This window comes from Prochlorococcus sp. MIT 1303 (assembly GCF_001631965.1).
Classification (GTDB): domain Bacteria; phylum Cyanobacteriota; class Cyanobacteriia; order PCC-6307; family Cyanobiaceae; genus Prochlorococcus; species Prochlorococcus marinus_D.
The window spans coordinates 56,573-82,968 of the sequence record NZ_LVHK01000043.1 but is presented as its reverse complement, the minus strand read 5'-3'; the positions used below and the strand labels follow the sequence as shown (position 1 = coordinate 82,968).

General features: G+C 53.5%; 31 protein-coding genes and 3 tRNA genes. 16 read left to right on the top strand and 18 right to left on the bottom strand.

Annotation, left to right across the window (positions count from 1 at the left end; translation table 11 throughout):
• The first annotated feature begins 6 nt into the window (after positions 1-6).
• Complete coding sequence (locus PMIT1303_RS08345; RefSeq protein WP_082824473.1) at positions 7-1,707, top strand: Ppx/GppA phosphatase family protein; 1,701 nt, start codon at positions 7-9, stop codon at positions 1,705-1,707.
• Positions 1,708-1,902: 195 nt separating this feature from the next.
• Here PMIT1303_RS08345 and PMIT1303_RS08340 read toward each other — a convergent pair whose 3' ends face one another.
• From PMIT1303_RS08340 to PMIT1303_RS08305, 8 genes are all read right to left on the bottom strand, one after another.
• A complete protein-coding gene (locus PMIT1303_RS08340; protein WP_063398318.1) occupies positions 1,903-2,613 on the bottom strand; it encodes a RodZ family helix-turn-helix domain-containing protein in 711 nt (236 codons plus the stop codon).
• 142 nt (positions 2,614-2,755) lie between these two features.
• A tRNA-Val gene (locus PMIT1303_RS08335) sits at positions 2,756-2,827 on the bottom strand.
• Between the two features lie 27 nt (positions 2,828-2,854).
• Complete coding sequence (gene cobM, locus PMIT1303_RS08330) at positions 2,855-3,610, bottom strand: precorrin-4 C(11)-methyltransferase (RefSeq protein WP_011825332.1); 756 nt, start codon at positions 3,608-3,610, stop codon at positions 2,855-2,857.
• Positions 3,610-4,524: a prolipoprotein diacylglyceryl transferase gene (gene lgt, locus PMIT1303_RS08325; RefSeq protein WP_063398317.1), complete on the bottom strand. Its 915-nt coding sequence runs from the start codon at positions 4,522-4,524 to the stop codon at positions 3,610-3,612. Before lgt ends, cobM begins: the two co-directional genes overlap by 1 nt.
• 20 nt (positions 4,525-4,544) lie before the next feature.
• Complete coding sequence (petA, locus tag PMIT1303_RS08320; RefSeq protein ID WP_063396411.1) at positions 4,545-5,477, bottom strand: cytochrome f; 933 nt, start codon at positions 5,475-5,477, stop codon at positions 4,545-4,547.
• A 53-nt stretch (positions 5,478-5,530) separates the two neighbouring features.
• Positions 5,531-6,067, bottom strand: a complete 537-nt coding sequence (gene petC / locus PMIT1303_RS08315) for a cytochrome b6-f complex iron-sulfur subunit (protein ID WP_011825335.1) — start codon at positions 6,065-6,067, stop codon at positions 5,531-5,533.
• Between the two features lie 388 nt (positions 6,068-6,455).
• The gene (gene tatC / locus PMIT1303_RS08310; protein WP_071818080.1) at positions 6,456-7,196 is read right to left on the bottom strand and encodes a twin-arginine translocase subunit TatC; all 741 of its coding nucleotides are present in this window, start codon (positions 7,194-7,196) and stop codon (positions 6,456-6,458) included.
• Positions 7,197-7,320: 124 nt separating this feature from the next.
• Entirely contained in the window at positions 7,321-9,033 is a 1,713-nt protein-coding gene (locus tag PMIT1303_RS08305; protein WP_063398454.1) for an NFACT RNA binding domain-containing protein, read from the bottom strand.
• A 69-nt stretch (positions 9,034-9,102) separates the two neighbouring features.
• On the opposite strand from PMIT1303_RS08305, the gene gmk reads away from it, so the two are divergent.
• The gene (gene gmk / locus PMIT1303_RS08300) at positions 9,103-9,672 is read left to right on the top strand and encodes a guanylate kinase (protein ID WP_063398453.1); all 570 of its coding nucleotides are present in this window, start codon (positions 9,103-9,105) and stop codon (positions 9,670-9,672) included.
• A gap of 139 nt (positions 9,673-9,811) precedes the next feature.
• Here gmk and psaJ read toward each other — a convergent pair whose 3' ends face one another.
• Together psaJ and PMIT1303_RS08290 are read right to left on the bottom strand one after the other, a co-directional pair.
• Positions 9,812-9,934 (bottom strand): photosystem I reaction center subunit IX, encoded by a 123-nt coding sequence (gene psaJ / locus PMIT1303_RS08295; RefSeq protein ID WP_011130685.1) that lies wholly within the window; start codon positions 9,932-9,934, stop codon positions 9,812-9,814.
• 45 nt (positions 9,935-9,979) lie between these two features.
• Positions 9,980-10,492 carry a Photosystem I reaction center subunit III gene (locus tag PMIT1303_RS08290; RefSeq protein ID WP_063398316.1) on the bottom strand — a complete coding sequence of 171 codons (513 nt, stop codon included), beginning with the start codon at positions 10,490-10,492 and terminating at the stop codon, positions 9,980-9,982.
• A gap of 77 nt (positions 10,493-10,569) precedes the next feature.
• Between PMIT1303_RS08290 and tsaD the strand changes: the two genes are divergently transcribed.
• Positions 10,570-11,640, top strand: a complete 1,071-nt coding sequence (gene tsaD, locus PMIT1303_RS08285) for a tRNA (adenosine(37)-N6)-threonylcarbamoyltransferase complex transferase subunit TsaD (protein ID WP_063398315.1) — start codon at positions 10,570-10,572, stop codon at positions 11,638-11,640.
• Positions 11,641-11,677: 37 nt separating this feature from the next.
• Positions 11,678-11,881: a hypothetical protein gene (locus tag PMIT1303_RS08280; protein WP_063398314.1), complete on the top strand. Its 204-nt coding sequence runs from the start codon at positions 11,678-11,680 to the stop codon at positions 11,879-11,881.
• 7 nt (positions 11,882-11,888) lie between these two features.
• Here PMIT1303_RS08280 and PMIT1303_RS08275 read toward each other — a convergent pair whose 3' ends face one another.
• Positions 11,889-13,076 (bottom strand): type IV pilus twitching motility protein PilT, encoded by a 1,188-nt coding sequence (locus PMIT1303_RS08275; protein WP_063398313.1) that lies wholly within the window; start codon positions 13,074-13,076, stop codon positions 11,889-11,891.
• Positions 13,077-13,189: 113 nt separating this feature from the next.
• On the opposite strand from PMIT1303_RS08275, the gene wecB reads away from it, so the two are divergent.
• Genes wecB through PMIT1303_RS08255 form a run of 4 tightly spaced genes read left to right on the top strand, consistent with a single transcriptional unit; the run spans position 13,190 to position 16,373 of the window.
• Positions 13,190-14,302 carry a non-hydrolyzing UDP-N-acetylglucosamine 2-epimerase gene (gene wecB, locus PMIT1303_RS08270; protein WP_063398312.1) on the top strand — a complete coding sequence of 371 codons (1,113 nt, stop codon included), beginning with the start codon at positions 13,190-13,192 and terminating at the stop codon, positions 14,300-14,302.
• Complete coding sequence (locus PMIT1303_RS08265) at positions 14,226-14,873, top strand: DUF1643 domain-containing protein (RefSeq protein ID WP_063398311.1); 648 nt, start codon at positions 14,226-14,228, stop codon at positions 14,871-14,873. The genes wecB and PMIT1303_RS08265 overlap by 77 nt, the downstream gene beginning before the upstream one ends.
• Positions 14,873-15,118 carry a hypothetical protein gene (locus tag PMIT1303_RS08260; protein ID WP_063398310.1) on the top strand — a complete coding sequence of 82 codons (246 nt, stop codon included), beginning with the start codon at positions 14,873-14,875 and terminating at the stop codon, positions 15,116-15,118. The genes PMIT1303_RS08265 and PMIT1303_RS08260 overlap by 1 nt, the downstream gene beginning before the upstream one ends.
• The gene (locus tag PMIT1303_RS08255) at positions 15,108-16,373 is read left to right on the top strand and encodes a sodium:proton antiporter (protein ID WP_063398309.1); all 1,266 of its coding nucleotides are present in this window, start codon (positions 15,108-15,110) and stop codon (positions 16,371-16,373) included. The genes PMIT1303_RS08260 and PMIT1303_RS08255 overlap by 11 nt, the downstream gene beginning before the upstream one ends.
• Here PMIT1303_RS08255 and gltX read toward each other — a convergent pair.
• The 5 genes from gltX to rplS form a co-directional block, all read right to left on the bottom strand.
• Complete coding sequence (gene gltX / locus PMIT1303_RS08250) at positions 16,323-17,753, bottom strand: glutamate--tRNA ligase (protein ID WP_063398308.1); 1,431 nt, start codon at positions 17,751-17,753, stop codon at positions 16,323-16,325. The genes PMIT1303_RS08255 and gltX overlap by 51 nt on opposite strands.
• A gap of 27 nt (positions 17,754-17,780) precedes the next feature.
• A tRNA-Asp gene (locus PMIT1303_RS08245) sits at positions 17,781-17,854 on the bottom strand.
• Positions 17,855-18,135: 281 nt separating this feature from the next.
• A complete protein-coding gene (locus tag PMIT1303_RS08240) occupies positions 18,136-18,324 on the bottom strand; it encodes a hyperconserved protein Hcp (protein ID WP_006043540.1) in 189 nt (62 codons plus the stop codon).
• Positions 18,325-18,360: 36 nt separating this feature from the next.
• A tRNA-Trp gene (locus PMIT1303_RS08235) sits at positions 18,361-18,433 on the bottom strand.
• A gap of 63 nt (positions 18,434-18,496) precedes the next feature.
• Positions 18,497-18,973 (bottom strand): 50S ribosomal protein L19, encoded by a 477-nt coding sequence (rplS, locus tag PMIT1303_RS08230; protein WP_063398307.1) that lies wholly within the window; start codon positions 18,971-18,973, stop codon positions 18,497-18,499.
• A gap of 539 nt (positions 18,974-19,512) precedes the next feature.
• Here rplS and map point away from each other — a divergent pair.
• Positions 19,513-20,352, top strand: a complete 840-nt coding sequence (gene map / locus PMIT1303_RS08220; protein WP_063398305.1) for a type I methionyl aminopeptidase — start codon at positions 19,513-19,515, stop codon at positions 20,350-20,352.
• Positions 20,353-20,369: 17 nt separating this feature from the next.
• Here the strand turns inward: map and PMIT1303_RS08215 are convergent, their stop codons facing one another.
• Positions 20,370-21,140 (bottom strand): SDR family oxidoreductase, encoded by a 771-nt coding sequence (locus PMIT1303_RS08215; protein ID WP_063398304.1) that lies wholly within the window; start codon positions 21,138-21,140, stop codon positions 20,370-20,372.
• Positions 21,141-21,170: 30 nt separating this feature from the next.
• Here PMIT1303_RS08215 and ebsA point away from each other — a divergent pair, with 30 nt between their 5' ends.
• The 3 genes from ebsA to PMIT1303_RS08200 are packed head-to-tail and all read left to right on the top strand — an operon-like array spanning position 21,171 to position 23,228.
• The gene (gene ebsA, locus PMIT1303_RS08210) at positions 21,171-21,545 is read left to right on the top strand and encodes a type IV pilus biogenesis protein EbsA (protein ID WP_082824471.1); all 375 of its coding nucleotides are present in this window, start codon (positions 21,171-21,173) and stop codon (positions 21,543-21,545) included.
• A 32-nt stretch (positions 21,546-21,577) separates the two neighbouring features.
• A complete protein-coding gene (locus tag PMIT1303_RS08205; RefSeq protein ID WP_063398302.1) occupies positions 21,578-22,678 on the top strand; it encodes a phosphotransacetylase family protein in 1,101 nt (366 codons plus the stop codon).
• Between the two features lie 31 nt (positions 22,679-22,709).
• Complete coding sequence (locus tag PMIT1303_RS08200) at positions 22,710-23,228, top strand: DNA recombination-mediator protein A (RefSeq protein WP_041374719.1); 519 nt, start codon at positions 22,710-22,712, stop codon at positions 23,226-23,228.
• 2 nt (positions 23,229-23,230) lie between these two features.
• Here PMIT1303_RS08200 and PMIT1303_RS08195 read toward each other — a convergent pair whose 3' ends face one another.
• A complete protein-coding gene (locus PMIT1303_RS08195; RefSeq protein ID WP_011825355.1) occupies positions 23,231-23,674 on the bottom strand; it encodes an NfeD family protein in 444 nt (147 codons plus the stop codon).
• Between the two features lie 112 nt (positions 23,675-23,786).
• Here PMIT1303_RS08195 and PMIT1303_RS08190 point away from each other — a divergent pair, with 112 nt between their 5' ends.
• The 4 genes from PMIT1303_RS08190 (at position 23,787) to PMIT1303_RS08175 (ending at position 26,388) form a co-directional block, all read left to right on the top strand.
• A complete protein-coding gene (locus tag PMIT1303_RS08190) occupies positions 23,787-24,701 on the top strand; it encodes an SPFH domain-containing protein (RefSeq protein ID WP_063398301.1) in 915 nt (304 codons plus the stop codon).
• Positions 24,702-25,086: 385 nt separating this feature from the next.
• Positions 25,087-25,392: a hypothetical protein gene (locus PMIT1303_RS08185; RefSeq protein ID WP_156486979.1), complete on the top strand. Its 306-nt coding sequence runs from the start codon at positions 25,087-25,089 to the stop codon at positions 25,390-25,392.
• A 127-nt stretch (positions 25,393-25,519) separates the two neighbouring features.
• Positions 25,520-25,804 (top strand): hypothetical protein, encoded by a 285-nt coding sequence (locus PMIT1303_RS08180; protein WP_063398299.1) that lies wholly within the window; start codon positions 25,520-25,522, stop codon positions 25,802-25,804.
• 89 nt (positions 25,805-25,893) lie between these two features.
• A complete protein-coding gene (locus PMIT1303_RS08175) occupies positions 25,894-26,388 on the top strand; it encodes a YajQ family cyclic di-GMP-binding protein (protein WP_063396407.1) in 495 nt (164 codons plus the stop codon).
• The last annotated feature ends 8 nt before the right edge of the window (positions 26,389-26,396 follow it).

Sequence of the window (26,396 nt, the reverse complement as noted above, 5' to 3'; positions counted from 1 at the left end):
TGGCTGATGGCAAAGTGGTCTCGTTCCAGGCTCCTGTTCTTCATGCCAGGTGTCGAGCCATTGCCTTTCGGTGTGGTTGATGTCGAGCGGGAGGAGGCCAGGTACGCCAGTGCTGGTCAGCTCCGTTCTGAGCGAGAGCTCCGCAACGTTGCCGCGATTGATATTGGAACCAATTCCACCCATCTGCTGGTGGCGTCGGTTGATCCTTCCCTGCACACCTTCAGCGTTGATCTTGCAGAGAAATCAACCACAAGACTGGGTGAGCGAGACCCTGATTCTGGAGAGCTTACGGGTCCTGCTATGGAGCGGGTATTTGAAACACTCAAACGTTTTAAGGAGCTAGCTGCCAGCCATCAGGTTGAGCAGGTGGTTGCGTCGGCGACTAGCGCAGTACGTGAAGCTTCAAATGGGCGGGATTTTTTGCAACGGATTCAGGATCAGCTCGGCCTTGAGGTGGATCTGTTGAGCGGTGCTGAGGAAGCACGACTGATCTATTTGGGTGTTTTGTCTGGCATGCCTTTTGGGGAGTGTCCCCATCTTTTGCTCGATATCGGTGGCGGTTCCACAGAGCTCATACTCGCGGATGGTCGCGATGCTCGGGCTCTGACAAGCACGCGGGTTGGTGCAGTGCGGCTACAGAGGGATTTTGTCAAGCATGAACCAATCCCCCCTCAACGGCGTTCCTTTTTGCAGACATTTATCCAGGGTTCTTTAGAGCCAGCTGTTGATAAGGTCTGCCGTCGCATCAAGCCTGGGGAGAGCCCTGTGATGGTTGCCACTAGTGGAACCGCCATGGCCATCGGTGCTTTGTTGGCTAGCGAAGACGATCGCCCTCCGTTGAGATTGCATGGCTATCGATTCTCACGGCAGCGGCTTGATGGCCTGGTTGAGAAGCTGATAGCGATGACGCCTGAGCAGCGTCGCATCCAGACGCCGATTAATGATCGCCGTTCCGAAATCATCGTTCCGGGTGCGCTGATTCTTCAAACCGCCATGCAGATGCTCGCTGCTGATGAGCTGGTGCTGAGTGAAAGGGCTCTGAGGGAGGGTTTGATCGTTGACTGGATGCTGCGACATGGCCTACTGGAGGATCGCTTTAGTTTTCAGAGCAGTATTCGTCAGCGCACCGTGATTCATCAGGTGCAGCGTTTTGCAGTGAATCACCGCCGTGCAGAGCGTGTAGCCAGCCATGCACTCAGCCTTTACGACCACACACATGGTGTTCTTCATCACGATGATGGAGGTGGTCGGGATCTGCTTTGGGCATCGGCAATGTTGCATGCCTGTGGTCAGCACATCAATCTCAGTGCTTATCACAAACATTCCTGGTATCTGATTCGTCATGGCGAGTTGCTCGGCTATTCGGAAGCGGAGCATTTGATGGTTGCGGCTATTGCGCGCTATCACCGCCGCAGTCTTCCCAAGAAGCGTCATCTGGAATGGCAGGCTTTAGCCACCCGGGAGCATCGTCGTCTCGTTGCCGAGATGGCTTTGTTGTTGCGATTAGCAGCAGCCATTGATCGCCGTCCTGAGCCAGTGGTGGCTGCAATCAGAGTGGAGTCCGCTGATGATGATCAGGTTGTCTTTGAACTCGTGCCGGAAGAATTGAATCAGAACCTCAGCCTTGAACAATGGAGCTTGAAGAGCTGTGCTTCGGTTGTGAAAGAAGCAAGCGGAGTAACCATGAAAGTTGTCGTTGAGGAATGAACTTAGTTCAGCATTAGATTGTTGTTGTTGGTTAATTGATGCCAGCGGATCTTTCTGGTTGTGCCCAGAGCAGTAGGCGGTTTTCGATTATGAGTTCCATGAATCAGATCAGGATGCCCTGTATGGATTTCTAGGTCTTCCTCTAGTGGATAGCTAAGCGGCTCGCAAAGGGTGCCTTCAAAAATAATCTCAGCTTCACTGTTGGGGGTTGGGGTTGCTACCTGGCTGTGTTTTTGGCTGTTCAGTTGAAGCTGGTTGATTATTATTATTTGGTTTTTTTAGCCCTGATGGAGATGTTGATGGCAAATTTTGGCTAGGTGTTGCATCTGCAGGCTGAGAGATTGGCTCAGTGTCCTTAGGCTCATCTTTTACATCATTTGAACGAGTTGAAGACCCAAAGATCATGCCTTCGGCGGTGTTGTTGATTGAAATGATTGCGTTGTTGATGCTTGTTTGGATGCGGATAAAGGTGTTGGGGTTGATGTAATAGGTGATGGCTAGTCCTGCTGCAGTCAATCCAATCAACCCTCCCAAAAAGGCCAATGCAGGTATCACTTTTAGGTTTGGACGAGACGCTTTGCTCTTTGATTGGCGTAGGGCTTCGGAGCTTGATGGAATGATGACCTGAATTTGTTGCACAAGGGCAGTCGCATCGAGGTTGAGTCGCTCGGCGACCCGGCGCACCATGGCTCTAATAAAAACCGGCTCAGGTAGTAGGTCTTTGTTTCCATTCTCCAGGGCTATTAGTTGCTCTTTGCCTATTCGAAGACTTCCCGCAATTTCTGCTATTGAAAACCCCCGTTTTTCGCGGGCTTCTCTGAGCAACGCGCCAACTTGAATCAATGGTGTGGAGATTTGCTCTGAGTGGGATTGGTCACTCAAGAAGTCCTGAGGGTGCTCCGGCATTAAGGAAGAGGAGTGTTGACCTGCATGCATTTGACCTTAGTTGGAAGCACTGAGCTTGTCAGGCATCATTTGTTCCCATGTCTATGGGGTTACCTGGTTTTGATGATGAGCAGATCAAGCAAATGCTTGGCATTAAAACTTATGGGCGATGCGGGATTCGAACCCACGACCCCTTCCGTGTGAAGGAAGTGCGCTACCACTGTGCTAATCGCCCGCACTACTGGATTTTAAAACACTCTCTTTAGCCCTTTTGGCGAAAGAGATGCTTGTGGTCTGGAGAATACAGCTTCGAACGTTGGCGTCCTGCAGCTAGGGCCGGACTGACGACATAAAGGGTGGTGCGAATCAGCTCGTGTTCACGGGAGGTCGTAGCCATTTGCTTCAAAGGCACCACGCTTAACCATTGATCGGGCCAGCTCACCCTGTAGCCAATAGCTACTGGTGTTTCAGCTGAATAGTGCTGCAGCAGTGTGGCTTGTACTTCCTCCACATGGCGTGCACTGAGGTAGAGGCATAGAGAGGCTCCAATTGATGCCAGATGTTGGAGGTTTTCGCGCTCGGGAACACCCGTGCGTCCTCCTGCTCTGCTGAGAACAATGGTTTGGACAAGGCCAGGGATGGTGAGTTCAGCTTTTAGGGCTGCGGCAGTCGCTTGGTAAGCACTCAGACCCGGCACAACCTCTACTTCAATCCCTGCGTCAGCAAGGCCACAGATCTGTTCCGACAGGGCCCCATAAAGGCAGGGGTCTCCGTCGTGAAGACGGACCACCCGCTTGCCTGCTTGAGCCCTGTTCACCAGAAGCGGAAGAACGTCCTCGAGGGTCATTGAGCTGGTGCGGATTCGTTCACAGGATTCAGGTGCCAATGCTGCAATATCTGGTGAAACCAGTGAATCGGTCCATACAAGGACCTCAGCCTGCTTGAGATGTTCTGCGGCACGAAGTGTTAGCAGATCAGTCGCGCCTGGACCTGCACCAACGATGGAGATTCTGCTCATCAAGCGAATGACTTAGGCCTACCTGGGTCCGGTAGCTTTCGTTTGCGACCATAGAGCCACCAGAGGCCAAAACCTCCAACTGCCATCATCGCCAAACTCATCAGCTGGGCAATACGCAGGCCCCCTTCACAGGAAGGTGGTAAGGCGCCTAGGCAGAGGGGATCAGTTCGAAGTGCTTCGATCCAGACCCTGCCGAGGCTGTAAGTGATCAGGTAGATGCAGCTCAACGCACCGGCGGGGAGCTTCAGTAGACCTTTGTTGCTGCGTTGAAAAAGAACAATTAGCACTGTGAAGACTAGAAGATTCCAAATTGATTCGTAGAGGAATGTGGGATGGAAAAACTCGTTATTGGCATAATTAAGTGGACGATTCACGAATGGGATGAACAATTTCCAAGCAAGGTCACCCTTGATTGGGACACCGAAAGCTTCGTTATTGAAAAAATTTCCCCAGCGTCCGATTGCCTGGCCAAGGGCAATGGATGGTACAAGCACATCAAGAACGTCCCAGAAGGCTTGGCGACGCCAACGGCAGAAGATCAACACTGCAAGGGTGCCAGCCAGCAGTGCTCCATGAATAGCGATTCCTCCACCCCAAATTTCCACGGCACTTGGGATTGGTATGGCGAGTCCAAAGATATTGATCGAGCTCCAAAAATTGTCTCCGCTGTAGTTCCTCCACTCAAATGCGACGTAGTAGATGCGTGCTCCAACAACGGCAGTTAATACGAGAATGGGCAGCAGATCACTGATCAAGCCCTGTTCAAGGCCTCTTTTACGGGACAGGCTGCTGGACAGATTGAGGCCGATCAGTACGGCGATAGCAATCAGCAATCCATACCACCGCAAGGCAAAGGGCCCGAGCTGAAAGAGCTCGGGCCCTGGAGAGGTAAAGGTCGCGATGAATGCGTCCACTGAGTTGAGATAAATGGGGATCAGATCCCCTCAGCAGCCTGAACTTTTTCGACTTGCTTCTTCTTCAATACAAGTAAGATCTGAGCGAGAGAAACTGCTACAAAGAATGCCAAGAGTCCATAGATTCGAACTGGATTCTGGAGCACAACCTCGGTATCGAGTTGTCCGAAGCCACCACTATTTGGGTCGCTAGTTAAGGGGGCGCCAGCCTCTACTTTGTCATCTACTTTTACCAGCAGGCTTGGACCAGCTGGAATGGTTTCACTGATAACTTTTCCGCTGTCAGTTTTGAGCTTGATGTCGCTTTCCCCATTTTTACCAGCCTTAATAGATGTAATCGTGCCAGCTTCAGTTGCTGTGAAAGCGTTGTTATTGGTTTTTTCACCAGTAGGTAATATTTGGCCTCGTCCACGGTTGCCTCCAACGTGGATGGAATATTTGCCGAATTGAATACTGCTGTCAGTCGCAGGATCAGGTGAAAGTATTGGGAAAACAATCTCTTTGTTGTTGTCACCAGGAAGCGGGCCAACAAGGAGGATGTTCTCCTTCTCTTCGCTGTATTGAGTAAAGAAGACTCCTTTGGTTTCTTCTTTTATCTCTTCGCTCCAGCGATCCTGTGGGGCCAGCTTGAATCCATCAGGAAGCATGACAACGGCACCCACCTGGAGGGGCACATCACTGCCATCGGAGCTGATCTCTGTTGTGTCTTTCTTGTAGGGGATTTTTACCACTGCTTTGAAGACGCTGTCGGGTAGTACTGATTGAGGTACTTCTGCCTGAGTGGTTTTTTGGGCCAGATGACAGTTTGCACAGACGATCTTGCCAGTAGCTTCTCGGGGGTTGTCGTAGTTCTGTTGAGCCCAGAAGGGATAGGCCCAGCTGGCAGCTGGAGCAACAAGAATCGACAAACTAAGAACCAGTGAGCCGAGAAGGATGGGGATGAGGCGACGCATGATGCGAGGGGATAGGAGAGCTGGAACGACGATGGTGCGTTTGGTTGTCAGATTCAGGTCCACCAGGGCTTCTCGCCCGTGCGGAAGTCTGTCTCGGTCCATTGGCTTACAAAGACGTTGTCGTTCTCGACAGCGATGTTGGCCAATGCGAGAGAGAGGGGTGCCGGCCCCCTTACGACCTTTCCAGTGGAGTTGTATTGGCTGCCATGACACGGGCAGACGAATTTATTGACCCCGCTGTTCCAAGGCACCACGCAGCCGAGGTGGGTGCAGATCGCGTTGATTCCGTAACTGCCAATGGCATCATCACCTTCAACAATCAGGTAGGTAGGATCACCTTTCAGCCCTTGGACAAGGCTGCGGTCACCATCTGAATGGTTTGCAAGCCAGCCGCTTGCTGTGACCGAATTGCCAAGTTCATCCTTGGCGCTCGTGCCACCTCCGCTCCCGGAGGCACGAGGTGGAATGAAGTACTTCACCACTGGATAGAGGGATCCAAGCGCAACGCCAGTCACTGACCCGAAAGTGAGCAGGTTCATGAACTGCCGACGACCCATCCCGGGCACATCACTCGAGGTCATTTGTGTCATGACGGATGTTCGATCTGCGCAGAATGGAGACCATTATGGACTGTGAAGGGCCCGTCACGCTTTGCAAAGACTGGGCTTTTCAGTGCAATCGTCGCATCATTCTGTGCTTTGCCTAATCCTTGACGATGCTCTGTTGCCTCTAGAGCTCGGAGAGGGAATTTCTTGCTTAAGGAATTGTCGGCAAGCTTCCTAAGCCAGGCACTTGCTGGTGTGCCGCCAGAGTCTGTACTTGCAGGTGATCTGGGCGTATTTGAGCAGTAATCTTTATGTTCTGGATCAACAGGCTGATCGCAATCATCTCGGCGAGGCGCTTTAGGCGGTCATTCGACTGGGCTTGGTAGATGTCCTCTGGGAATTGCTGGCTCGCACAACCGAAAGATCAAGCTTCTCAATTTGTGGCTGTAGGAGGCTGGTCGCTTTCGCTTGCAGGCATGTCTGGCCTGAATTGATCAGTTAGCGCCACTAGGCCTACTCCAATCAGGAAAAGGGCTGTAATGGCTCCAGCCAGCAGCAACATGGTGATTGGATCAGTTGATGGGGTCAATACAGCTCCTGCCAAGGCGGCACCAAGCACGACCCATCGCCAGGCACTCAACATGGGTTGCCAGTGCAACAAGCCCAGAATGCCTAATATCAACTGGAGCACAGGTAGCTGAAAGGCCAGGCCGGTAGCCAGCATCAGCAGAAGCACAAAATCGAGATACCGCTCAATTGACCACAGTGGTTCGACTACATCGGCGCCATAACTCACCAGAAACTTAAGAGCTGCTGGTGCTAGGGCCCACCAGGCGAAGGCAAGGCCGGCTAGAAACAAGATCGCTGATCCAGCTACTGCTGGAGCGATCAGACGTCGTTCCCGTTGGGTGAGGCCAGGCAATACAAATCCAAGCCCTTGGTAGAGCACATAGGGCAGTGCAAGTGTTAAGCCTGCGTAGCCTGCCACCTTGATTGAGACGAATAGAAACTCTCCTGGGGCCAGCTGAAGAAAGTGAATGGATCCAGCCGGAGCTTCCAACAGCCTTACGAGCGGCTTCACCATGAGCAGGCAAGCACCTGCCGCTAAAACAACAGCAAGCAGACTGCGCAGCACCCGTTGCCGTAATTCCTCCAGGTGATCAACCAGAGGCATTTCCACGTCGTGGGGTGGTTCGGTGTGCTTGATTCCCTGCTCGACGTGAATCGGGGCAGGGGGTGGAAGAACCGAACCTGTGGGCTGATCGGGACTGGTCAGAACAGGCGCCGCTTGGTTTTCATCAGACTAAGAGTTCTGAGGCAGAGAGGTGTTGAAGCCCTCGATCTGGTTCAGCCCAGCAAAGGTTTCCGTCCCGGTATCGCACGGTCCCTGGGCCTGCTCCTGGGATTCGCTGCAAGTTGCTTGTGGGCACCATCACCACGGGTACACGTTGATTGCCTCTAGCACGACTGAAGTGAGCGGCCAGGTCTGCAGCTAGTTGCAGGTCGGCCTCCTCAGCATGGCTATTGGAGGCCTTGAGAACGACATGGCTGCCAGGACATTCCTGGGCATGAAACCAAAGATCACCAGGGCGAGCTTGGCGAAGGCTGATCCAATCGTTTTGGCGGTGGTTGCGACCAACCTGAACGACGAGTCCACCAGGAGTGGTCAGTTCGAGGGGGCTTGGGGGTTGTTGATTGCGACGGCCCCGCTTCTGGCGATTGCGGGATTGAGAGATCAGCAACTCGTCCAGCTCCTGCCGCAACTCCTGCAGCCTTATCGACCGTTCTCGCCGTCCTTCCCAGCTGGTTCCAAGCAGATCTTCCAGAAACATTTCACTGCCTTGGATCAGTTGCAGCCTTTGCTGGTGATGTTCAATCCGTGTTTTAAGCACGGGCACTGAGCGGCGGAATTTTTGAGCTTTTCGGTAGAGCTTTTGGGTTTGGTTGATTAGATCCTTGCTCGGCGAAGGCAGGCAAAGCATGGCGTCGGCTTGTTGTTGAAGAGAATTGCTTTGACTGGTTTCGTTGAGTCGATCCTGTTGTTCGCCAAGGGCCTGCTCCTCTCGTTGTCGCCACTGAGACAGTCTTTTCTGGAGGTCTTCGGCTAGTTGATTGAGTGACTGGGTTTCAAGATGCCTTCGGTAATAACTCCCGAGAGTGAGGCTGAGCCCATCGGTGAAGGAGGTTGAGTTGTCACAGTCCCAGACGCGGTAGCTGCTTGGACCGTCAAACCTCATCGTGAAGCGCTCTTTCTCAAGGCAGTCCAGCCATCGACTCCAGCGGTGGTAAAGGTTTTGCCATTGCTCGTCGGTGATCTCAAGTACTGAAAGCTCCAGCAGGGCATGTGCTTTTTTTGCATCGTCGTCAACCAGCTGCAAAGCGAGTGCAGGACTGATGCCTTGGTAACACTGCTGTAGAGCGCTACGCAGCTTGGTTGGCACAAGGCAGAGAATGTCTTTCCAGCGTTTTAGGGATTCCTTTGAGCTTGGTTCTTTGCCTTGCATCGGCGGTGGAGCGACATAGATGTCTGCAGTTCCGATTGGTCTCACTCTTGATTGATGGTTGCGTACCTGGCGTCCAAGGGTGATCACCTGGCGTTGACGATCAAGCAGAAGCAGGTTGCTGTGGCGTCCCATCAGTTCCAGCACCAGAGTGCGCTCGATAGGTTCGCCAGGGCGGTGGGCGAGGCCGCATTCCACCACGCGATCAAATCCTGTCTGTTTCAGTTCAATGAGCGCCATCTGTCGAAGGCCATGTTGAATCTGCTGGGCCAAAGTGCTGCCGCTGCCTAGGCGAGGAGGAGGGGTGATCTTGACCAATCGGGGACAATCAGCACGCCAGCTGAGTTCCAGCCACACAAGACCTTTGAGTGTGCGCAGCCCGAGCTGGAGGGTATGAGGTTCTGGTTGTTGGACCTTTTCGAAGCGGCTTGGCAGCACCTCCTTGCGGAGCTCGCTAAGTACAGCGCGCAAGCTGGAGAGGTCCATGACCTGGAGGGCAGCAGGGGCCATCGATTCAGTCGGGACCTGGATTGCACGCAGCCTTCCTACTCTGCGATCCGATTCAATGCAATGCAATCAATGGCTCCATCCGCCGCTGAAGGAAAGCTCACGGTGATTACTGGGCCCAGTGGCGTTGGTAAGGGTTCGTTGGTGAAGCAACTCCTAGAGCTCCATCCAGAGATCTGGCTGTCTATTTCGGCGACAACGCGTGAAGCCAGGCAAGGCGAGATTGAGGGTGATCATTACTTCTTCTTGAACCGTGATCGCTTTGCAGCACTGGTTCAAGCTGGCGGTTGTCTTGAATGGGCTGAATTTGCAGGCAATCGCTATGGCACCCCACGCCAACCTGTTGAGCAGCAGCTTTCATTAGGCCGTCCGGTTTTGCTTGAGATTGAACTGGAAGGGGCCCGACAGGTGCGGCGCAGTTTCCCTGAAGCTTTTCAGATTTTTTTGGCACCGCCCAGCTTTGAGGAGCTTGAACGACGCATTCGCGGACGCGCCACTGATCCTGAAGAGGCAATTCAGCGACGTTTAGCTAGGGCGAAGGAGGAACTGATGGCTCAGCAGGAGTTTGATGCTGTCGTGATTAATGACAACCTGCAGGTTGCTGTGATTGAGCTGGAGTCTTTGATGGGTTTGAGCTGTTGATGCGAAGACTTTTCCTGACCTTAAAGTGTTATTTGACAACATAGGCCAATAAAAAAAGCCCCTTTAGAGGGCTTTTGAAGGAGTTTAGCCAAGAAGCTAATGTGTTTCTTGGCTGTAGTTGTTGATGCTCTTCAGCTCTTCAAAGACCCATTGGGTGGAAGAGAAGATCTGGGTAGAAGCGGTTGAATTCAACAATGATTCCCGCTGTGAGCCATACCCAGAGAACGGCAGCCATTGGCCAGCTTTCGAAGAATTTTCTCATCTTGATAAAGGGGAAATGAGGTGGTTGTTAAGAGGAGAATATTGCTCAGCGTGGTGAAACTGTGATCTTGTCGTCGCTCTCACGGAGGCTGCCATTTTGGCCTTCAATATGAGCGAGCCACGGCCAGGCGGAAGCTCTCAGCATGCAATTGAACGCCAGGGTTATATCAAGATGGATCTCATTGTCTAAGGCTGCTTTGTGGCCTTTGGCTTTGATGGCCTGGAGATAAGAACGACCAGCCCAGCCGATGATTCCAGCGATATAGATGAAAATCACCCCTGGGATCATGATTTCGCCTTCATGGCCGCGAATAAAGGGCATCGCAAACGGCTCAACTGGCGCTGGGATTAGAGCGTGTGGGAGTCCGTCATCACCGCACAAGGATTTGCTGTAGCGGTCAAAGCGGGCAATGGCCTGTGGAGTGTCTGCAGCACTGGCTCGCTGCTGAAAACGGGCATTCTCAGCACAAGGGGTTAGGCCAGCTATGTCAGCTTTAGCAACGGGTGCAAAGCCGAGAACCAGCAGAGCCGAGAGCACAACGGCGAAGAGACGACGCATCGGTTTCGATTCCTGTAAGACCTGCTCCGGAACGGCAGGATGTCACAAGTAAAATGTAAATGAGGCTTCCCACAACTATGCCGACGGTGCTTGCCCTCGAAACAAGTTGTGACGAGTCGGCTGCCGCAGTCCTACGTCTAAATAACGGGCGTTTGCAGGTTATCGCTAGCCGAATTGCTTCTCAGGTTGAGAAACATGCCCAGTGGGGAGGCGTGGTACCGGAAGTTGCCTCTCGCTTGCATGTGGAGGCTCTGCCTCATCTTGTAGAGGAGGTTTTGCAGGAGGCGGGACAGTCGATGGCTCGCTTTGATGCTGTAGCTGCAACGGTGACCCCTGGGCTGGCCGGAGCACTGATGGTGGGATCCGTGACAGGCAGATCTTTGGCTGCTCTCCATGCGCTGCCTTTTTTTGGCATTCATCACCTGGAGGGACATTTGGCTTCAGTGCGCCTGGCGGAGCATCCTCCACGCCCTCCTTATCTGGTGCTACTGGTGAGCGGGGGACACACTGAGTTGATTCGGGTCGGGGTAGAGAGTGAGATGGTGCGTCTTGGACGTAGCCATGATGATGCTGCGGGAGAGGCCTTTGACAAAGTCGGACGTTTACTCGGTTTGGCTTATCCAGGTGGCCCGGCTATTCAGTCGCTGGCCGTGGCTGGAGACTCTGGCAGATTTTCTTTGCCAAAAGGACGGGTCTCTAAGCCTGGTGGTGGATTTCATCCCTACGATTTCTCGTTTAGCGGATTGAAGACCGCCATGCTGCGCCTGGTTCAGGCTCTTTCAGAGACTTGTGAAGACCTGCCCCGAGCAGATCTTGCTGCCAGTTTTGAGCAAGTGGTTGCAGATGTTTTGGTCGAGCGCAGCTTGCTCTGCGCCAATGACCAGGGCCTAAAAACCGTGGTGATGGTTGGAGGAGTCGCTGCTAACCGCCGCCTAAGAGAACTGATGAGCAAACGTGGACAAGAACAGGGGATTGAAGTGCACACGGCACCGCTTCGATACTGCACGGATAATGCCGCCATGATTGGAGCAGCGGCCTTGCAGCGATTGGTTTCTGGGGTTGGTTGCAGCTCTCTTGAGTTGGGAGTTGCAGCCCGATGGCCATTGGACAAAGCCGAGGATTTGTACCATTCACCTCCCCCATTTTGAAGAAGCGAATTAGCTTGAGCGTGTCAGCTAGGCAGCGATGGCTTCTGAATCTCCACTTGATTCCAACACCTCTGCTGAACCTGTCAGTAGTGAAGAGCTAAACGCTTGGCGGCGAGGGTTCACTCCACAGGCCGAGATCTGGAATGGTCGAATGGCAATGGCGGGATTGATTATTGGGATCAGCGTGTTGTTGTTGTTGCGTCTAGGGATGCCTGCTGATTGCAGAGCCTGGCTGAATTAGGTGTCGTTTAATTCCGCCCACGAATGCTTTGGGCTAGTTCATTGGGCTTGAGACTCACCGATACAGCTTGTTCTGGCTCAACCTTGCCCTGTTCGACCAGGGCTAGAAGTGACTGATTGGCGGTCACCATGCCATCAAACCCACTCTTCTCCATGATCTCCTCCACTTCATCAAGGGCTCCTCGCTGGATGTAGTCCTTGCAAGCATCAGTATTAATCAGGATGTCATGAAAGGCGGCCCTTTTGTTATCAGTCGTGCGCAGCAATCCCTGGGCGATCACCCCCAGCAGTGATTCGGAAAGGGAACGCCTCACACTCTCCTGCTCTTCAGGTGGATACATCCCCAGAACCCGTTCCACGGTTTTTACCGCTGAATTGGTGTGCAGGGTGCCGAAGACCAGATGGCCGGTCTGGGAGGCTTCCAGGGCGGTGGCCAGGGTCTCCTGATCGCGGATCTCTCCGATCAGGATTACATCTGGGTCTTCTCTGAGGGCGGCGCGCAGGGCGTGATGGAACTTCAGGGTGTGCTGCCCCACTTCCCTATGCCTTACAAGCGATTGCTTGCTTTCATGCACAAACTCAACGGGATCCTCAATGGTGAGGATATGGCGGTTCTCGTTGCGGTTGATCCAGTCGATCATCGCCGCAAGGGTGGTGCTTTTCCCAGAGCCTGTCGGCCCGGTCACCATGATCAGGCCCTTTGGCTTTGCCGCCATCTCCCGCAGCACATCCGGCAGCTTCAGATCTTCCAGAGTCAGGATTTTCTGGGGGATCAGCCGCAGCACCATGGCTGGTCCCCGCAGGGAATCCAGCAGATTGATTCTCACCCTGACGAAGGAGAAGGTATGGGAGCCGTCGAATTCTTTGCTTCTAAAGAACTCATCGATCTGATTCGCAGAGAGGATCTCTTGCAACCAACCCTGAAATCTTTCTGGATCGGTTACAGGCCAATCTGTGCTTCGCATTTCGCCGCGATCTCGGAAACGGGGCACTTCGCCAACGCCTAGGTGTACATCGGAATGTCCTTTTTGATAGGCGATTCGTACGATCTCCTCCAAGTTGGGAGAGACCCCAGGCGAGGCTTCAGCGAATGGGGTTAATCCCTCTGTAGATGATCTTGATATCGGTGCCGTCGACTCAGAGGCTGTCTTTGGTGCTTGAGGGGGGAAGTTGGGCGGAAAGATCGGTTGACTCACGAGGGGAAGTGGCCGCTCTCTTCAGCTTCGTCGCGGCGAAGCTTTTGGCAAGTCCGCGCGCTCTTTTGGTGATCAACAAGCACTCTTAGGATCCGTTCAAGATTTCTTTTGTTATGGCTGGCTTGCCCCGCGTCACGATCGTGCTGGGCACCCGTCCAGAGGCGATCAAGTTGGCACCGGTGATCCAGGCGTTTCAGGCCTGTCACGCTTTGACGACTCGAGTTGTGCTTACTGGCCAGCACCGCGAGATGGTTGCTCAGGTCATGGATCTATTTGGTCTTTCAGCCAATCATGATCTCGATCTGATGGCCCCTCTGCAGACCCTCACTCACGTCACCTGTGCAGCATTGCAAGGCCTAAAGGATGAATTCAAGGCCTACCCTCCCCAGCTGGTGCTTGTCCAGGGAGATACCACGACAGCATTTGCAGCTGCCCTTGCTGCTTTTTATGAGCAGATTCCGGTTGGTCATGTTGAGGCTGGTTTGCGCACAGACAACCTCTTGGATCCGTTTCCTGAAGAGGCAAACCGGCGCCTGATTTCTCAGATCTCCCAGCTTCACTTCGCTCCAACGCCTCGCTCTCAGGCCAATCTGACCAGTTCAGGGGTTGTTGGTCAGATCTTTGTTACGGGCAACACAGTGATTGATGCTCTTTTGTTGATGGCTGAGCAGGCGCCGCCTATCGAATTTGATGGTCTCGACTGGGCACATCATCGCGTCATTTTGGCCACCGTGCATCGACGGGAGAATTGGGGAGATCGGCTTCAAGACATTGCCGAGGGTATGAAAAGGGTTCTTGACCTTCATCCCGACACTGCTTTACTTCTGCCTTTGCATCGCAATCCAACCGTGCGAGAACCAATGCAGGCACTTTTGGGGAACCATCCGAGGGTGGTACTCACCGAGCCTCTCGATTACGACCGTTTGGTTGCTGCGATGAGGGCCTGCACGCTTCTGCTCACAGATTCTGGTGGGCTCCAAGAAGAAGCTCCTGCGCTGGGTAAGCCAGTTTTGGTTTTGAGACGGACCACCGAACGACCAGAGGCCGTTGAAGCGGGTACGGCCAAGCTGGTTGGTACCGATCCGGAGATGATCGTGACTGAGACAGCTTCCTTGCTTGATGATTCAAGCGCCTACGAGGCGATGGCACGTGCTGTCAATCCCTTCGGCGACGGTAAGGCCAGCGGTCGCATTCTTGAGGCAAGTTGTGCATTCCTGGGCGTCTGAGGCTGCCTTTAGTTCTTGCGGTCACTACCGCTGGTGGTTGAAGCGCAGCCTTGGGCAATGCGAGCGCACGTTGCTTTTCATTGGCTTGAATCCCTCCACGGCTACAGCGTCAGAGGATGATCCAACCTTGCGGCGGTTGCTGGGGTTTTGCCGCTCCTGGGGTTATGGACACCTTCTTGTTGTGAATCTATTTGCGCGGATCAGTCAATCCCCAGAGCTGCTTAGGCACTGTGCTGATCCGATTGGTGATGCAAATGATGATCAGCTTTTGACTCGGGCACGCCAGTGGTCTGAGAGCCCTAATTGGGACCTTTGGTTTGGTTGGGGGTGCGGTGGAACTTTGCGTCGACGTGATCTTGCCGTCCAGGCTTTGTTGGAGCGTCATCGCCAGAACCGCATCAGGAACATTCCTGATGCTCGCGGCCCTCTCTCGCTTGGTTTGACGCGTGAGGGGCACCCCTGCCATCCCCTTTACATGCCTGGCAAAGAGGTCCTTCGACCATTCAATTGGGCAAGTGGGGCAACTATCGGCCATCCTGAGTTGATGGACCTTGGCATTACGGTTCACTGATGACACGCACCCCACGCCGCTATGCGGTGTACCTCCATCTCTCCGGGGGGCAGACCGAAGAGGTTCATTTCCCTACTCTTGAGACGTTTCAGCAGTGGTATCAGGGCATCGTCAACGCCTCAGGCAGTGGGGGGTTCGTGAACGTACCGCTTAGCGAGCTCGATGGCGAGTATCTGGTGGTGCGTCCAGAGGCTGTGATCGGTGTGAGAGTGGAACCTCGGTTCGCAGCCCTCGATGACACCTGAGCGGTTAGGCCTGCTTTGGGGGATCACCGTCTTTGCAGGTGCCGGAGCTCGGATTTTGTCTGCTCTCTCTGGCCTTCCTGGTGTGGTGCTGTTGTTGCTATCTGGTCTGCTGATTGGTCGATCGGGCCTTGGTTTGGTTGAACCGCTGGATCTTGGTCAAGGACTTGAGACGATCGTTGGTCTGCTGGTGAGCCTTGTGCTCTTTGACGGTGGTCTCAATCTGCGCCTCCCTGGCGACACCATCAAGTCAACTGTGCTGCGCATCTTGCTGATCCGACTAGTGATTTCACTGGCCGCGGGTCTGTTGGCGGCGCATTGGCTGGCTGGTTTGGGTTGGTCAGTGGCAGCGGTTTACAGCGCCATCGTGCTGGCTACTGGTCCGACTGTTGTGACCCCGTTGGTGCAGCAGATCCGTTTAGCTTCTCCTCTGGGGGATGTCCTTGAGGCAGAGGGATTGGTGCTTGAGCCAGTGGGTGCTGTGCTGGCCTTGCTTTTGCTTGAGTTATTGCTGGGCGATTTGCATGGTTGGCGGGAGGTTGCCTTCGGGCTGCTGGCCCGCCTGGGTGGAGGCGTGTTGATGGGGGCTGCTGCTGGTTGGCTTCTGTCAGAGGGATTGCGACGTTTAAAACCGGACCCTTCGGTAGGGCTGAGGTTGCAGCTCACCTTGGGTGTGTTGTTCCTCTTGTACGCAGTTTGTGAATGGTTGTTGCCGGAGTCGGGCTTGCCGGCTTCTGTAGCAGCGGGGGTGGTGGTCGGTCGCAGGCCTGTTACCCAGTCCGATCAGCTCGATGAGTTGATCCGGGAGCTGGCCCGTCTTGCCATCACAATGTTATTTCCACTTTTGGCTGCTGATGTCTCTTGGGGTGAGCTAAGTCCGCTTGGCTGGGGGGGGGTCAGTTGTGTGCTCGTACTTATGTTGGTTGTGCGTCCTGTTGCTGTCAGCCTGGCGACGATTGGCTTGCCTCTTGATTTCAGGCAGCGATTGTTTCTTGGTTGGCTTGCACCACGTGGGATTGTTACGGCCGCAGTGGCCTCTTTGTTTGCGATTCGCCTTGAGCAGGCTGGGGTTTTAGGAGCCGGTCGGTTGCAAGGTTTGGTCTTTCTCACCATCCTGATGACGGTTGGCATTCAAGGCCTCACGGCCCAGCCGCTGGCCAAGGCTCTGGGTTTAATCGCTCCAGAAGATTCAAACGAAGACGACTGCTCAGAGACAACGACGCAGCCTGTTCAAGTCTTGCCCGATCCTGGCCAGTAATCCCCAAGTTGTGATTAGGTCTGGCCCTTGTAGGCGGCCTAGAAGCGCAGCCCTGAGGCTTTTCATGATCACACCTTTTTTGACGTTGGCAGCCTGAGCAGCATTCGTTAGCAGTTGTTGTGCTTGCTTGACATCAAAACCGTCCCAGGAAGTGCTATCCAGCTGATCGAGAAGATTGCTAAGGCCTGCCTTGGCTCCTTCCACGGCAAGTTGTTCCAGGCCATCAGTTTGCAGCGTTGGTTCTTCGAAAAAAGGGCGGGCTTGATCGACACCATCCTTGAGCAGTGTCAGCGATGGACCAAGCAGCTCGGCTAGATCCAAACACCAGTTTTCTTCTGGCAGAGCCCAGCCAGCATCAGACCAAAAGGGTTTGAGTTCATGCAACAGTTGATCTTTAGGCAAGTCATGTAGCACTTGAGAGTTGAGCCAGTTGAGTTTGTCCCAGTCAAACTTTGCTCCTGCTTTATTGACTCGGTCAAAACTGAAGACGGTTGCAGCTTGCTGAAGAGTGAATCGTTCGTCAGTCCCTTCGGGGACTGACCAGCCCAACAGGGTCATGTAGTTGGCCATAGCTTCGGCTGTGTATCCCATGGCTTGGAAGTCACTGATCGAGGTCACTCCATCCCGCTTGGAGAGTTTGCGTCCTTCAGAATTGAGAATGAGCGGGGTATGGGCGAATTGAGGTATTGGTAATCCAAGGGCCTCATAGATCAGCAGTTGTTTGGCCGTGTTTGCGATGTGATCTTCGCCGCGGATCACATGCGAGATACTCATGGCGGCGTCATCAACCACCACCACAAGGTTATAGAGCGGGTCGCCAATTTCCTTGGCTGGAGCCCGACGTGAGATCACCATATCGCCGCCCAAATCTGATCCCCTCCAGTGCATTGGACCGCGCACCAGATCCTTCCAACTGATGGCCGCATCATCATCGATACGGAAGCGCACCACGGCACTTCTACCTTCAGATTGGAAGGCGGCTTCTTGCTCGGGATTGAGATCTCGGTGACGGTTGTCGTAGCGAGGGGCCTGGCCCTGGGCCTTTTGTGTTTCTCGCATGGCCTCCAGTTCAGTCTCGCTGGCGTAGCAGCGGTAGGCCAAGTCAAGATCGAGCAGCTTTTGGATTGCTGCGCGATGGTCATCCACATGCTGGCTTTGAATGATGGGCTGTTCATCCCAGTTGAGGCCAAGCCACTTCAGACCTTCGAGGATGTTGGTCGTGAATTCAGGCTTGGATCGTTCTTTGTCGGTGTCCTCGATGCGCACGAGGAATTCTCCCCCCTGATGGCGTGCAAAGAGCCAGTTGAAAACTGCCGTTCTTGCCGTGCCGATGTGAAGTGTGCCTGTTGGACTCGGGGCCAGCCGAACGCGCACCTTCACAATGACTCTCAGGATTAGGAATAAGAACGGGACCGACGGGGTTCGAACCCGCAACTTCCGCCGTGACAGGGCGGTGCTCTAACCAATTGAACTACGGTCCCAGATGAGCTCAGGTCTAGTCGGGAGCTCGCCGCATGGAAGCTGACCTGTGTCGCTTATGCGACCAAGAAAGTATCAACCTCTGCCCTGCCTGCCGTCAACTCGCTGGCGTTGGTCTTGTGATCCTTTTGAGGATGGATTGATTCCAATGAAATTGAAGACTTCGGATCTGCTTTTTGGGTCGCTTGTTTTCGATGTGGAAATAAAGACATCCCTAGTGGCGTTGAAGGTAGGGAACTCAGATAGAGAGCAAATCGAGAGGTTGGAATCACTGTCCCTCTGGTTAGGGACGGAATCCTGCGGGTTCGATTAGGCGTACTTGGTTCCCGCGGGCTGTGAATTCGCGTCCCTGATCGCTTTGCACGACCACACGACCACCAGATTTGACTCGAATGACGCGTGCACGAACCCAACCAAGAGCGGCTGACTCGAGCACTTTGACGACATCACCAGGTTGAAGATCTAACTCCATTCTCGGAACGAGGAAACTGCAGGATGGGCCATCGGACGCGCCGTGGAGGACTTGAACCCCCGACATCAGGTTTTGGAGACCTGCGTTCTACCAACTGAACTAACGGCGCAAGGCGATGGACCCGTCGACCATCACAGAGGCGATGGCATTTGGATTGAACGAGGCCGAAACCTCAGCGGTCGAAGCGCTGCTTCACGCGGGTGGCCTTACCCACCCGTTCCCGCAGATAGAAAAGCTTCGCTCTACGAACTTTACCTCGCCGCTCCACCTTGATCGAGGCCACCTGAGGGCTATGCAGCATGAAAACACGCTCGACACCGATGCCTTGGAAGATCCTGCGCACGGTGATGGTTTCATGAATTCCGCCGTGGCGCTTTGCAATAACAACACCCTCATAGGGCTGGATCCGTTCCTTATTGCCTTCACTGATGCGTACTCCTACTCGGACGGTGTCTCCCACGTAGATGTCATTTAAATCACTTTTCTGCTGTGTGGCTTCGAACTCTTGGATCAGGGCGTCAGCGCTGAGCCTGACTTTTGTGGCACTTTTGCTTGTTACATCAGTCACCATGGCTGAGCTGTTCTCAATTGTTGTAGCCGTTTCAGTGTTGTCTTCGCTCATGGAGGTGTCTTTTGAATCCGCCGTCATCCCAGCTGCGGGTTAACTAGCCAAACAACAACTCTACCTGCTGATCATTCTTGCCTTGAGTAGTTTTGCCATTGCTTTGCGGTGAAAGCTCCTCAGTCGATGCTTGGCGATTGCGATGGCTCACAAGCTTTTTGGGAATTTCACTTAGTCAGGAAGCCTTCAGCAGCATTCTTGCGCCTGTGATCAGCATCCATAGCAATCAAAGGGCATGGCGTAGAACCTCCTTTAGCTCAGCTTTGGAGCAGGCCATTCATCTTTATTCAAGGTGGTCATTCCTAGCCAATGAGTTTGTTTATCGGACATCTCTGGCCAGTGCCGCAACATGGGATATGTGCTTCATGAAGTCATCTTGAGATCAGCAAAGAAATCACCACTCATGGACCCAGTAAGCCAGCGATGCGGCTAACAGGGTTGCTTGAAGCGGTTCATTCGCGCCGTTCCTAGTAGAGAGATTGATAGCGTGACCAATGGAAAGATGGAAGTCGGGCAGAGCCGATAACCGTTCACTTGATTTTTTATATCAGTTTTTCTTCAGCCCTATGAACCTCTTCGCTGATCTGCTCGCCTCAACTTCAGAGGCGCGCGCAACGGCTACAGGGCCTCGAATTCAACAGCGTCGAGGGGTGGAAATCAAGTCGTCAAGGGAGTTGGCGATCATGCGCAAGGCAAGCCACATCGTGGCCACGGTTCTGCGCGAGATCATGGAGATGGCCGAGCCTGGCCAGACGACTGCTGATCTTGACGTTTATGCCGAGCGCAGGATTCGTGAGATGGGCGCAACCCCTAGCTTCAAGGGCTATCACGGCTTCCCTGCCTCGATCTGCGCGAGCATCAACAATGAAGTTGTGCATGGCATTCCAGGCCCTAAGCGAGTGATCAAGTCCGGTGATCTTCTCAAGGTCGACACCGGGGCTTACTACGAGGGATATCACGGTGACAGTTGCATCACCATCTGCGTTGGGGAGGTGCCTGAATCTGGGCAGAAACTTAGTCGCGTGGCCCAAGAATCCTTGATGGCAGGGCTCTCTAAGATTCGAGCCGGCAACACTCTTCTTGATATCGCAGGAGCCGTTGAGGATCATGTCAAGGCTCATGGCTACAGCGTGGTGGAGGATTACACCGGCCACGGTGTGGGTCGCAACTTGCATGAAGAGCCTTCCGTTTTCAACTTCCGCACGGATGACCTACCCAACATCACTTTGCGTTCAGGGATGACTTTGGCCGTCGAGCCGATACTCAATGCTGGCAGTAAGGCTTGCCGCACACTTAAAGATCGCTGGACTGTTGTGACTCAAGACGGCAGTCTTTCGGCTCAGTGGGAGCACACCATCGTGGTCACCTCTGATGGCTGCGAAATCCTCACTGATCGGGGCGACTAAATGCTGGAGTTGACTTGTTATTGATTGTCTGTGGATCCACTACCTAACAATCGGGAATAAATCATTCGCCCTAGTTCGGTCAGGGGCATCAGTAGATAAGTGAGAGGGTTGGGGGTGACGATGATCAGATTGAGGCCAAGGTCGGCTTGTTGAACAATTTGGCTGGCTACTAGATCAGCAGACATTAATCCGATTGGATTGAGCTCTGAGCGGAAGGGGCCAAGTACAAGCTTGCGGATTTTGAAGACTTTGCGTTGATTCGAGGTGAGGTTGTTCCAGCGCAGGCTGACCAGCTGACCGATCAACCGCTTGCTGATTTCATAGGTGGGGCTGAGGGCTGGTTGGATTTCAGCTTCTGATGTGTTCACCCATAGCTCGCGGGGGCGTATGGATGGTTCTGCGTTGAGGGCGAGGCTTTCAAAGAGTTCCATTAAGCGCCAGCTGCTCAGAGCATTCACCTCTAAGGCCGCTTTGATGTCTTTCGGTGTCTGACGTCCCTGCGGGTTGATGCCGTGATTGAGCACGAGCACGTCAAGGCTCACAAGGGTGCTTTTGAGGGATGCTTCTTGGCTGCACTTCCATTGCACCCATTCCTGGGGTGCATCGTCTGATGGCTCTGCGGAGGGAATCGGTCCATGGGTCAATCCGATCACAACAGCCCCCCTGGAGCGCAGCTTTTGGGTTAGGGCCCTGCCAAGACTTCCACTGGCTCCAGTGATGCCGATACGGCAGTTTGACCAGCGGTTGTTGAGAGTTGTGATCTGTCCCATTTCTTCAGCTTGGGGCATCCTTTGGTGTGAGCTTCAAGTTGACTGACGTTGCCAATTCCCTCCGAAGCGGCCCAGTTGGCCTTGTTTGCACCCTATTGCGGTGGTCTTTCCAGGCAGGCTGCTCTGCAGCGTGCCCTGCGGCTCTTGGCTCAGAGTTCATTGAAAGGAGAGCGACCTCTTCAAGGTGGTCGTGTTCATCGCTTCACTTTTCGTTGGCAGGGAGCTAGGTCGCCACTGGAGCTGTGTTCTTGTCAGTTGTGTTTCCCAGACATCCAAGCTTTGACCTACACCTTTGATGTGTCTACGCATCAACTTGTGGATTGGTTGATGGACTGGCCTGAGTTTGGTGATCAGGGAGACCTGCCCAATCGATTCTGGAAGTGGCTGCTGTTGGGTTCTGAAGAGTCTGTGGGTGACGCCTAAATTGCTCAGCTATAGGAACACGGAGTCCACTGATGGGCAAGACCTTGCTGATTGGATCTTGTGAGCCATTCAGTGGTAAATCGGCGTTGGTTCTTGGTCTCGCTCGCCAGTTGATAGCGGCGAATCAGCCCATTCGCTTTGGGAAGCCTCTGGCCACGAGTGTGGAATGGGATCCCGCAGTTTCCCCTCTGCCCGAACCTTTAATTGATGATGATGTTCGTTTTGTTGGTGCAACCCTGGGTTTGTCTGAGCATCAGCTGATTCCCTCGTTGCATCTCTTGGCAAAGGCAACGGCTGATCACCGTTTGGCGATGTCTCAAATGGATGCTGGCAAAGGATTCGAGGACCTATGCAAACAGCTCGATCTGCATGCTCAGGGCCTCACCATTCTTGAAGCAGCGGGTAGCTTGCATGAAGGCCTTCTTTACGGTCTCAGTCTTGGTCAGCTGGCCCATGGCTTGGATGCCCGCGTCGTGCTGGTGCATCTCTGGCAGGACAGCCGCAGCGTCGATGCTTTGTTAGCGGCGAAGGAACAGCTTGGAGATCATCTGGTGGGCATCGTTTTGAATGCGGTAAAACCAGATGAAATTGATGATCTAGAAACCAATGTGGTGCCTGCCCTGGAGGCCCTTGGACTGGCGGTGTTCGGAGTGATGCCCCATTCGCCACTCTTGCGCAGCGTGACTGTGGGTGAGTTGGTTAGGCGCCTAGGAGCCCGGGTGATCTGTTGCTCTGAGCGACTTGAGCTTCTGGTTGAGACTCTCAGTATCGGTGCCATGAATGTGAATTCCGCCATGGAATTTTTCCGTCGTCGTCGCAACATGGCTGTGGTGACTGGTGCTGACCGCACTGATATTCAGTTGGCGGCCCTCGAGGCTTCGACTCAGTGCTTGATCCTCACCGGTGCAGGGCAACCTTTGCCGCAGTTGATTAGTAGGGCAGAAGAACTTGAGGTTCCTTTACTCAAGGTGGATCACGACACACTGTCTACCGTGGAAGTGATTGAGCAGGCCTTTGGTCATGTGCGACTGCATGAGGCCGTTAAAGCAACCTATTCCTTCCGATTGGTAGAAGAACACTGTGACTTGGACCGTTTGTTTGATGTTTTGGGATTGCCTATGCAGGGTCGATGACCACTGCTAGCTTCGATCCATCGTCATGGGGATGTCCTTGAGTCAGTCTCTGGATCTCCCTGACCTTGATCGGGTCGATACCCTTGCCCAAGAGCTGGCCCTCTTGCAGGACAAGGGCAAGCGCCGCATTGCCATGCTCGGCAGTCGCCATGTGCCGGTGGTAGCGATTCATCTTGTTGAATTGATGGCGCGCTCCCTTGCTCAAGAGGGTCATTCTCTGATCACCTCCGGTTCACAGGGGGTGAATGCCGCGGTGATCCGTGGGGTATTGGAGGCGGATGCCTCTTGCCTCACTGTGTTGCTTCCCCAGAGCCTTGATCGTCAGGCCCCTGAGATTCGCGATCAGCTCGACTCTGTGCTTCATCTCATCGAAAAACCTGAGCACGATGAGCTGTCGTTACCGATGGCTAGCAGTCTTTGCAATCAGGAGATCATCAGTCGTTGTGATCAATTGATTTGCTTTGCTTTCCATGACAGTGAGACGTTATTGACCAGTTGTCGCAGTGCTGAGGATATGGGCAAGGTTGTGAGTCTTTTGTTCTTTGATTGAGTTCAGCGACGCGGCAGTGGCAGAACCTGTAGTTGTGTGCCTTCACGGCCCATCACCACGACCTGATCACCGGCGTTTATTGGAGTCTCCAGGTCGATCGAACTGGCGGCCCAGCTTTGCCCATGCCAACGCACACGCCCATCTCCTCCAGCTTTGATTGGCGTCAGAACTTCGGCGATATCCTCGCGTTGGCGAAGCCCACCTGGACTGGGGTTGCGGCGGGCTGACCAACGAGTTAGCCAGAGAGTCCCTAAAACCGTGATCAGCAGGAAGAAGATCATCTGCACAATCAGTGGCATTGGAGTGATTGCAGTCAAAATCGATACCACTAAGGCCCCAAGCGCTGCGAACATCAGGCCATCGAAGCTCGGTTGAGCCAGCTCAATGGCTAGGAGTAGGCCAGCTACGGCGAGCCAGATCAGAGGAATCCAGGTGGGAGAAGGCAAGGGATAGGGCGCAGGGCTTTCTCTATCTACTTTGGAGAAGAGAAAGCTGTTTGGAAGGGCTTTGCCGTTGTTCGTTTACGGACCTAGGTTTTGACTACACAGGAAGAACATTGTGGAAGCGTTTCTTGGTTTGCCAGCTCTCTTGCTAGTTGCCTTGTTGGGAAGTGGCAGTGTCAAAATTACGAGTGGTGGAAGCTCGCGCTTGGTGGAGCGGCTCGGCAAGTTCGATCGTGAACTGCAGCCTGGCCTTTCTTTTGTTCTCCCCATGGTTGAAAAGGTGGTCAGTTACGAGTCGTTGAAGGAAAGAGTTTTGGATATTCCTCCTCAGCAATGCATCACTCGTGACAACGTGTCGATAGAGGTGGATGCGGTGGTTTATTGGCAGCTACTTGAACACTCTCGTGCTTATTACTCTGTGGATAATCTGCAGGCGGCGATGGTGAATCTCGTTCTTACTCAGATCCGAGCCGAGATGGGCAAGCTTGACCTTGACCAGACATTTACCACCCGTACAGAAGTGAACGAATGCCTTCTTAAGGAGTTGGATGAGGCCACAGATCCCTGGGGGGTCAAAGTCACGCGAGTGGAAATGCGAGATATTGTTCCATCGCGAGGGGTGCAGCAAGCGATGGAACAGCAGATGACAGCAGAGCGGGAAAAACGTGCTGCCATCCTTCGTTCCGAGGGCGAGAAAGAGGCTCAGCTCAATGAGGCTCGTGGTCAGGCTGAAGCCTTGGTATTAGATGCTCGCGCCCAGCAGGAAGCCCTGTTACTAGAAGCTGACGCCCAGGCAAAGCAGCAGTCAACCCTTGCTCGCGCCAAGGCGGAAGCCGCCCTGGAGATTGCTCGGGCTTTGGAGGCCAGCCCCAGAGCGGAGGAGGCTTTGAGGCTTTTGTTGGCTAAAGAATGGATGGCTATGGGCGAGCAGATGGCTGCTGCACCAGGAGGAAGTGTCTTGATGGTTGATCCTCAAAGCCCAGCTGCTTTGCTTTCGGCACTCAAGGCTTTTCAGAAATCAGATGGCTGAGTTTGGTATGGCTGTTAGCTAGCTGGTTTAGCTCTCAATCATTCGGCTAGGTCAGGGTTATTGGTCATGCGGTTCAAAGGGTTGTGTTTTGTGAGTGTGCGTGCTGGTTGCCTTGAGTTTTAAGCAGAGCAGCCATCCCTTGCTGCAGGATCTAAATCATGAGAAGCAACAAAAAAACCTTGCTGATGAAGCCGGGCCTTGGTGAGGGGACTTTTTCTCGTTATTGGATCGTGAGGGGCCATTCAACCCTCCCTGTTCGAGAGTTCTCACCATCTCCATATGTAGTAGTTGTTACTTGCCTTAGTGGCAAAAGAAGCCCCATGAGCAGTGTTTTTGCGCATGACAGATCCCTAAATAGTCACTACTCTCTTTGCGTGGCCGGGTGATGGGGATCAATCGGTTCCAGGAGAATGGAAACCTCAGGCTGATCACTGGGGGATTCTCGAGCGCTTCAATTGAGTTGGCTGAAGGATGCAAAAGCTGTTTTGTTGGGCTTAGTTCTCAGGCTTTCTTATCTCTGGCAGATGTTTTAAACATCGCTCTCAGCAGTAATGCGCTTCGCCTGGATGTTGGCCAAGCAACCGAGAACGACCGGGTGAACGGTGAGGAGGGAGTTGCGCTAAGGAAAATGCTGAGTTCCTCAACACAAAGGTTCTCGAGGCTGTGTCAATACCGTTATTGGGTTGATTGATGGTAGAGACCTCTCTGTTTAGAAGCGGACTGTGTATCAGGCAGTGGTGAAGGGATTGATCCACTTCTTGCAATCCCTGGGGCGATCGGAATTCCGCAGCGCCAACGCCTCCTTCGCTTGATTTGAGATGGACGACCCAAAGAGAGATCTGGAAAAATTCCAGCAGGAGATTGATGAAGCGCAGGCCAAGGTCCGCAGGGTCAGCGAAGGAGGCTCATCTGTGATCAAGAAGCCCGCGAATTTGAATGTGGTTCTCGTGGTTGCCTGCGGACTTGGAGTGATTGCCGCTGGTGTTCACTTCGTTGGCCAGATGACCGATCAGCATCGTTTTGCGTTGATGACTGGGATGGGTGGCGCTGGAATTGGCTTGGTTGCAGGCTTCGCTATCGGGGCAAACCGCAAAGAATCCTGAGCCTTTCGCCCATACGAGCAAGATCAGTCCGAGTTGGGCCTGGTCTTGCTGAGATGTTGGGTAGGTTGAGCTCAGAACCGTTTCTAGATATGGCGACCTATTCCTTTGATGTTGTCTCGGATTTTGATCGTCAGGAGTTGGTGAATGCGTTGGATCAGGTCCGTCGGGATGTTGGACAGCGCTACGACCTTAAGGATTCAAATACTGAGATCGAGTTAACAGAGAGCGAAGTGTTGATCACCACTGCCAGCGATATGACGTTGAAGGCGGTGGAGGACGTGCTGCGAGCTAAGGCCACCAAACGAAACCTCTCGCTCAAAATCTTCGATTTTCAGACGCCGGAGGCGGTTGGTGGCAGCCGGGTGAAGCAGGCAGTGAAGCTGCGCAAGGGTTTAAGCCAGGAGATCGCCAAGAAGTTGAGTAAGTCCGTGCGCGATGAGCTCAAGAAGGTGACCGTGGCGATTCAAGGAGAGAGTTTGCGGATCACCGGTAAAAACAAGGATGATCTGCAAGCAGCGATTCAGTTAGTCAAAAGCAAGGAAGATGATTTAGATGTGCCGCTTCAATTTGAAAATTATCGATAACGAAATGC

Bases quoted from the DNA above. Each gene is read 5' to 3' on its own strand.
- cobM (WP_011825332.1), bottom strand. From the start codon at position 3,610: ATGAGCAGAATCTCCATCGTTGGTGCAGGTCCAGGCGCGACTGATCTG.
- map (WP_063398305.1), top strand. From the start codon at position 19,513: ATGAACCTCTTCGCTGATCTGCTCGCCTCAACTTCAGAGGCGCGCGCA.
- petA (WP_063396411.1), bottom strand. From the start codon at position 5,477: ATGCGTCGCCTCATCCCCATCCTTCTCGGCTCACTGGTTCTTAGTTTG.
- PMIT1303_RS08260 (WP_063398310.1), top strand. From the start codon at position 14,873: ATGACACGCACCCCACGCCGCTATGCGGTGTACCTCCATCTCTCCGGG.
- wecB (WP_063398312.1), top strand. From the start codon at position 13,190: ATGGCTGGCTTGCCCCGCGTCACGATCGTGCTGGGCACCCGTCCAGAG.
- psaJ (WP_011130685.1), bottom strand. From the start codon at position 9,934: ATGAGAAAATTCTTCGAAAGCTGGCCAATGGCTGCCGTTCTCTGGGTA.
- PMIT1303_RS08185 (WP_156486979.1), top strand. From the start codon at position 25,087: ATGGGGATCAATCGGTTCCAGGAGAATGGAAACCTCAGGCTGATCACT.
- PMIT1303_RS08290 (WP_063398316.1), bottom strand. From the start codon at position 10,492: ATGCGTCGTCTCTTCGCCGTTGTGCTCTCGGCTCTGCTGGTTCTCGGC.
- PMIT1303_RS08345 (WP_082824473.1), top strand. From the start codon at position 7: ATGGCAAAGTGGTCTCGTTCCAGGCTCCTGTTCTTCATGCCAGGTGTC.
- PMIT1303_RS08205 (WP_063398302.1), top strand. From the start codon at position 21,578: ATGGGCAAGACCTTGCTGATTGGATCTTGTGAGCCATTCAGTGGTAAA.
- PMIT1303_RS08340 (WP_063398318.1), bottom strand. From the start codon at position 2,613: ATGCCGGAGCACCCTCAGGACTTCTTGAGTGACCAATCCCACTCAGAG.
- PMIT1303_RS08280 (WP_063398314.1), top strand. From the start codon at position 11,678: ATGGCTTCTGAATCTCCACTTGATTCCAACACCTCTGCTGAACCTGTC.
- petC (WP_011825335.1), bottom strand. From the start codon at position 6,067: ATGACACAAATGACCTCGAGTGATGTGCCCGGGATGGGTCGTCGGCAG.
- PMIT1303_RS08240 (WP_006043540.1), bottom strand. From the start codon at position 18,324: ATGGAGTTAGATCTTCAACCTGGTGATGTCGTCAAAGTGCTCGAGTCA.
- rplS (WP_063398307.1), bottom strand. From the start codon at position 18,973: ATGACGGCGGATTCAAAAGACACCTCCATGAGCGAAGACAACACTGAA.
- gmk (WP_063398453.1), top strand. From the start codon at position 9,103: ATGGCTCCATCCGCCGCTGAAGGAAAGCTCACGGTGATTACTGGGCCC.
- PMIT1303_RS08200 (WP_041374719.1), top strand. From the start codon at position 22,710: ATGTCCTTGAGTCAGTCTCTGGATCTCCCTGACCTTGATCGGGTCGAT.
- PMIT1303_RS08175 (WP_063396407.1), top strand. From the start codon at position 25,894: ATGGCGACCTATTCCTTTGATGTTGTCTCGGATTTTGATCGTCAGGAG.
- PMIT1303_RS08255 (WP_063398309.1), top strand. From the start codon at position 15,108: ATGACACCTGAGCGGTTAGGCCTGCTTTGGGGGATCACCGTCTTTGCA.
- tsaD (WP_063398315.1), top strand. From the start codon at position 10,570: ATGCCGACGGTGCTTGCCCTCGAAACAAGTTGTGACGAGTCGGCTGCC.
- PMIT1303_RS08180 (WP_063398299.1), top strand. From the start codon at position 25,520: ATGGACGACCCAAAGAGAGATCTGGAAAAATTCCAGCAGGAGATTGAT.
- PMIT1303_RS08215 (WP_063398304.1), bottom strand. From the start codon at position 21,140: ATGCCCCAAGCTGAAGAAATGGGACAGATCACAACTCTCAACAACCGC.
- tatC (WP_071818080.1), bottom strand. From the start codon at position 7,196: ATGCCTCTGGTTGATCACCTGGAGGAATTACGGCAACGGGTGCTGCGC.
- PMIT1303_RS08305 (WP_063398454.1), bottom strand. From the start codon at position 9,033: ATGGCCCCTGCTGCCCTCCAGGTCATGGACCTCTCCAGCTTGCGCGCT.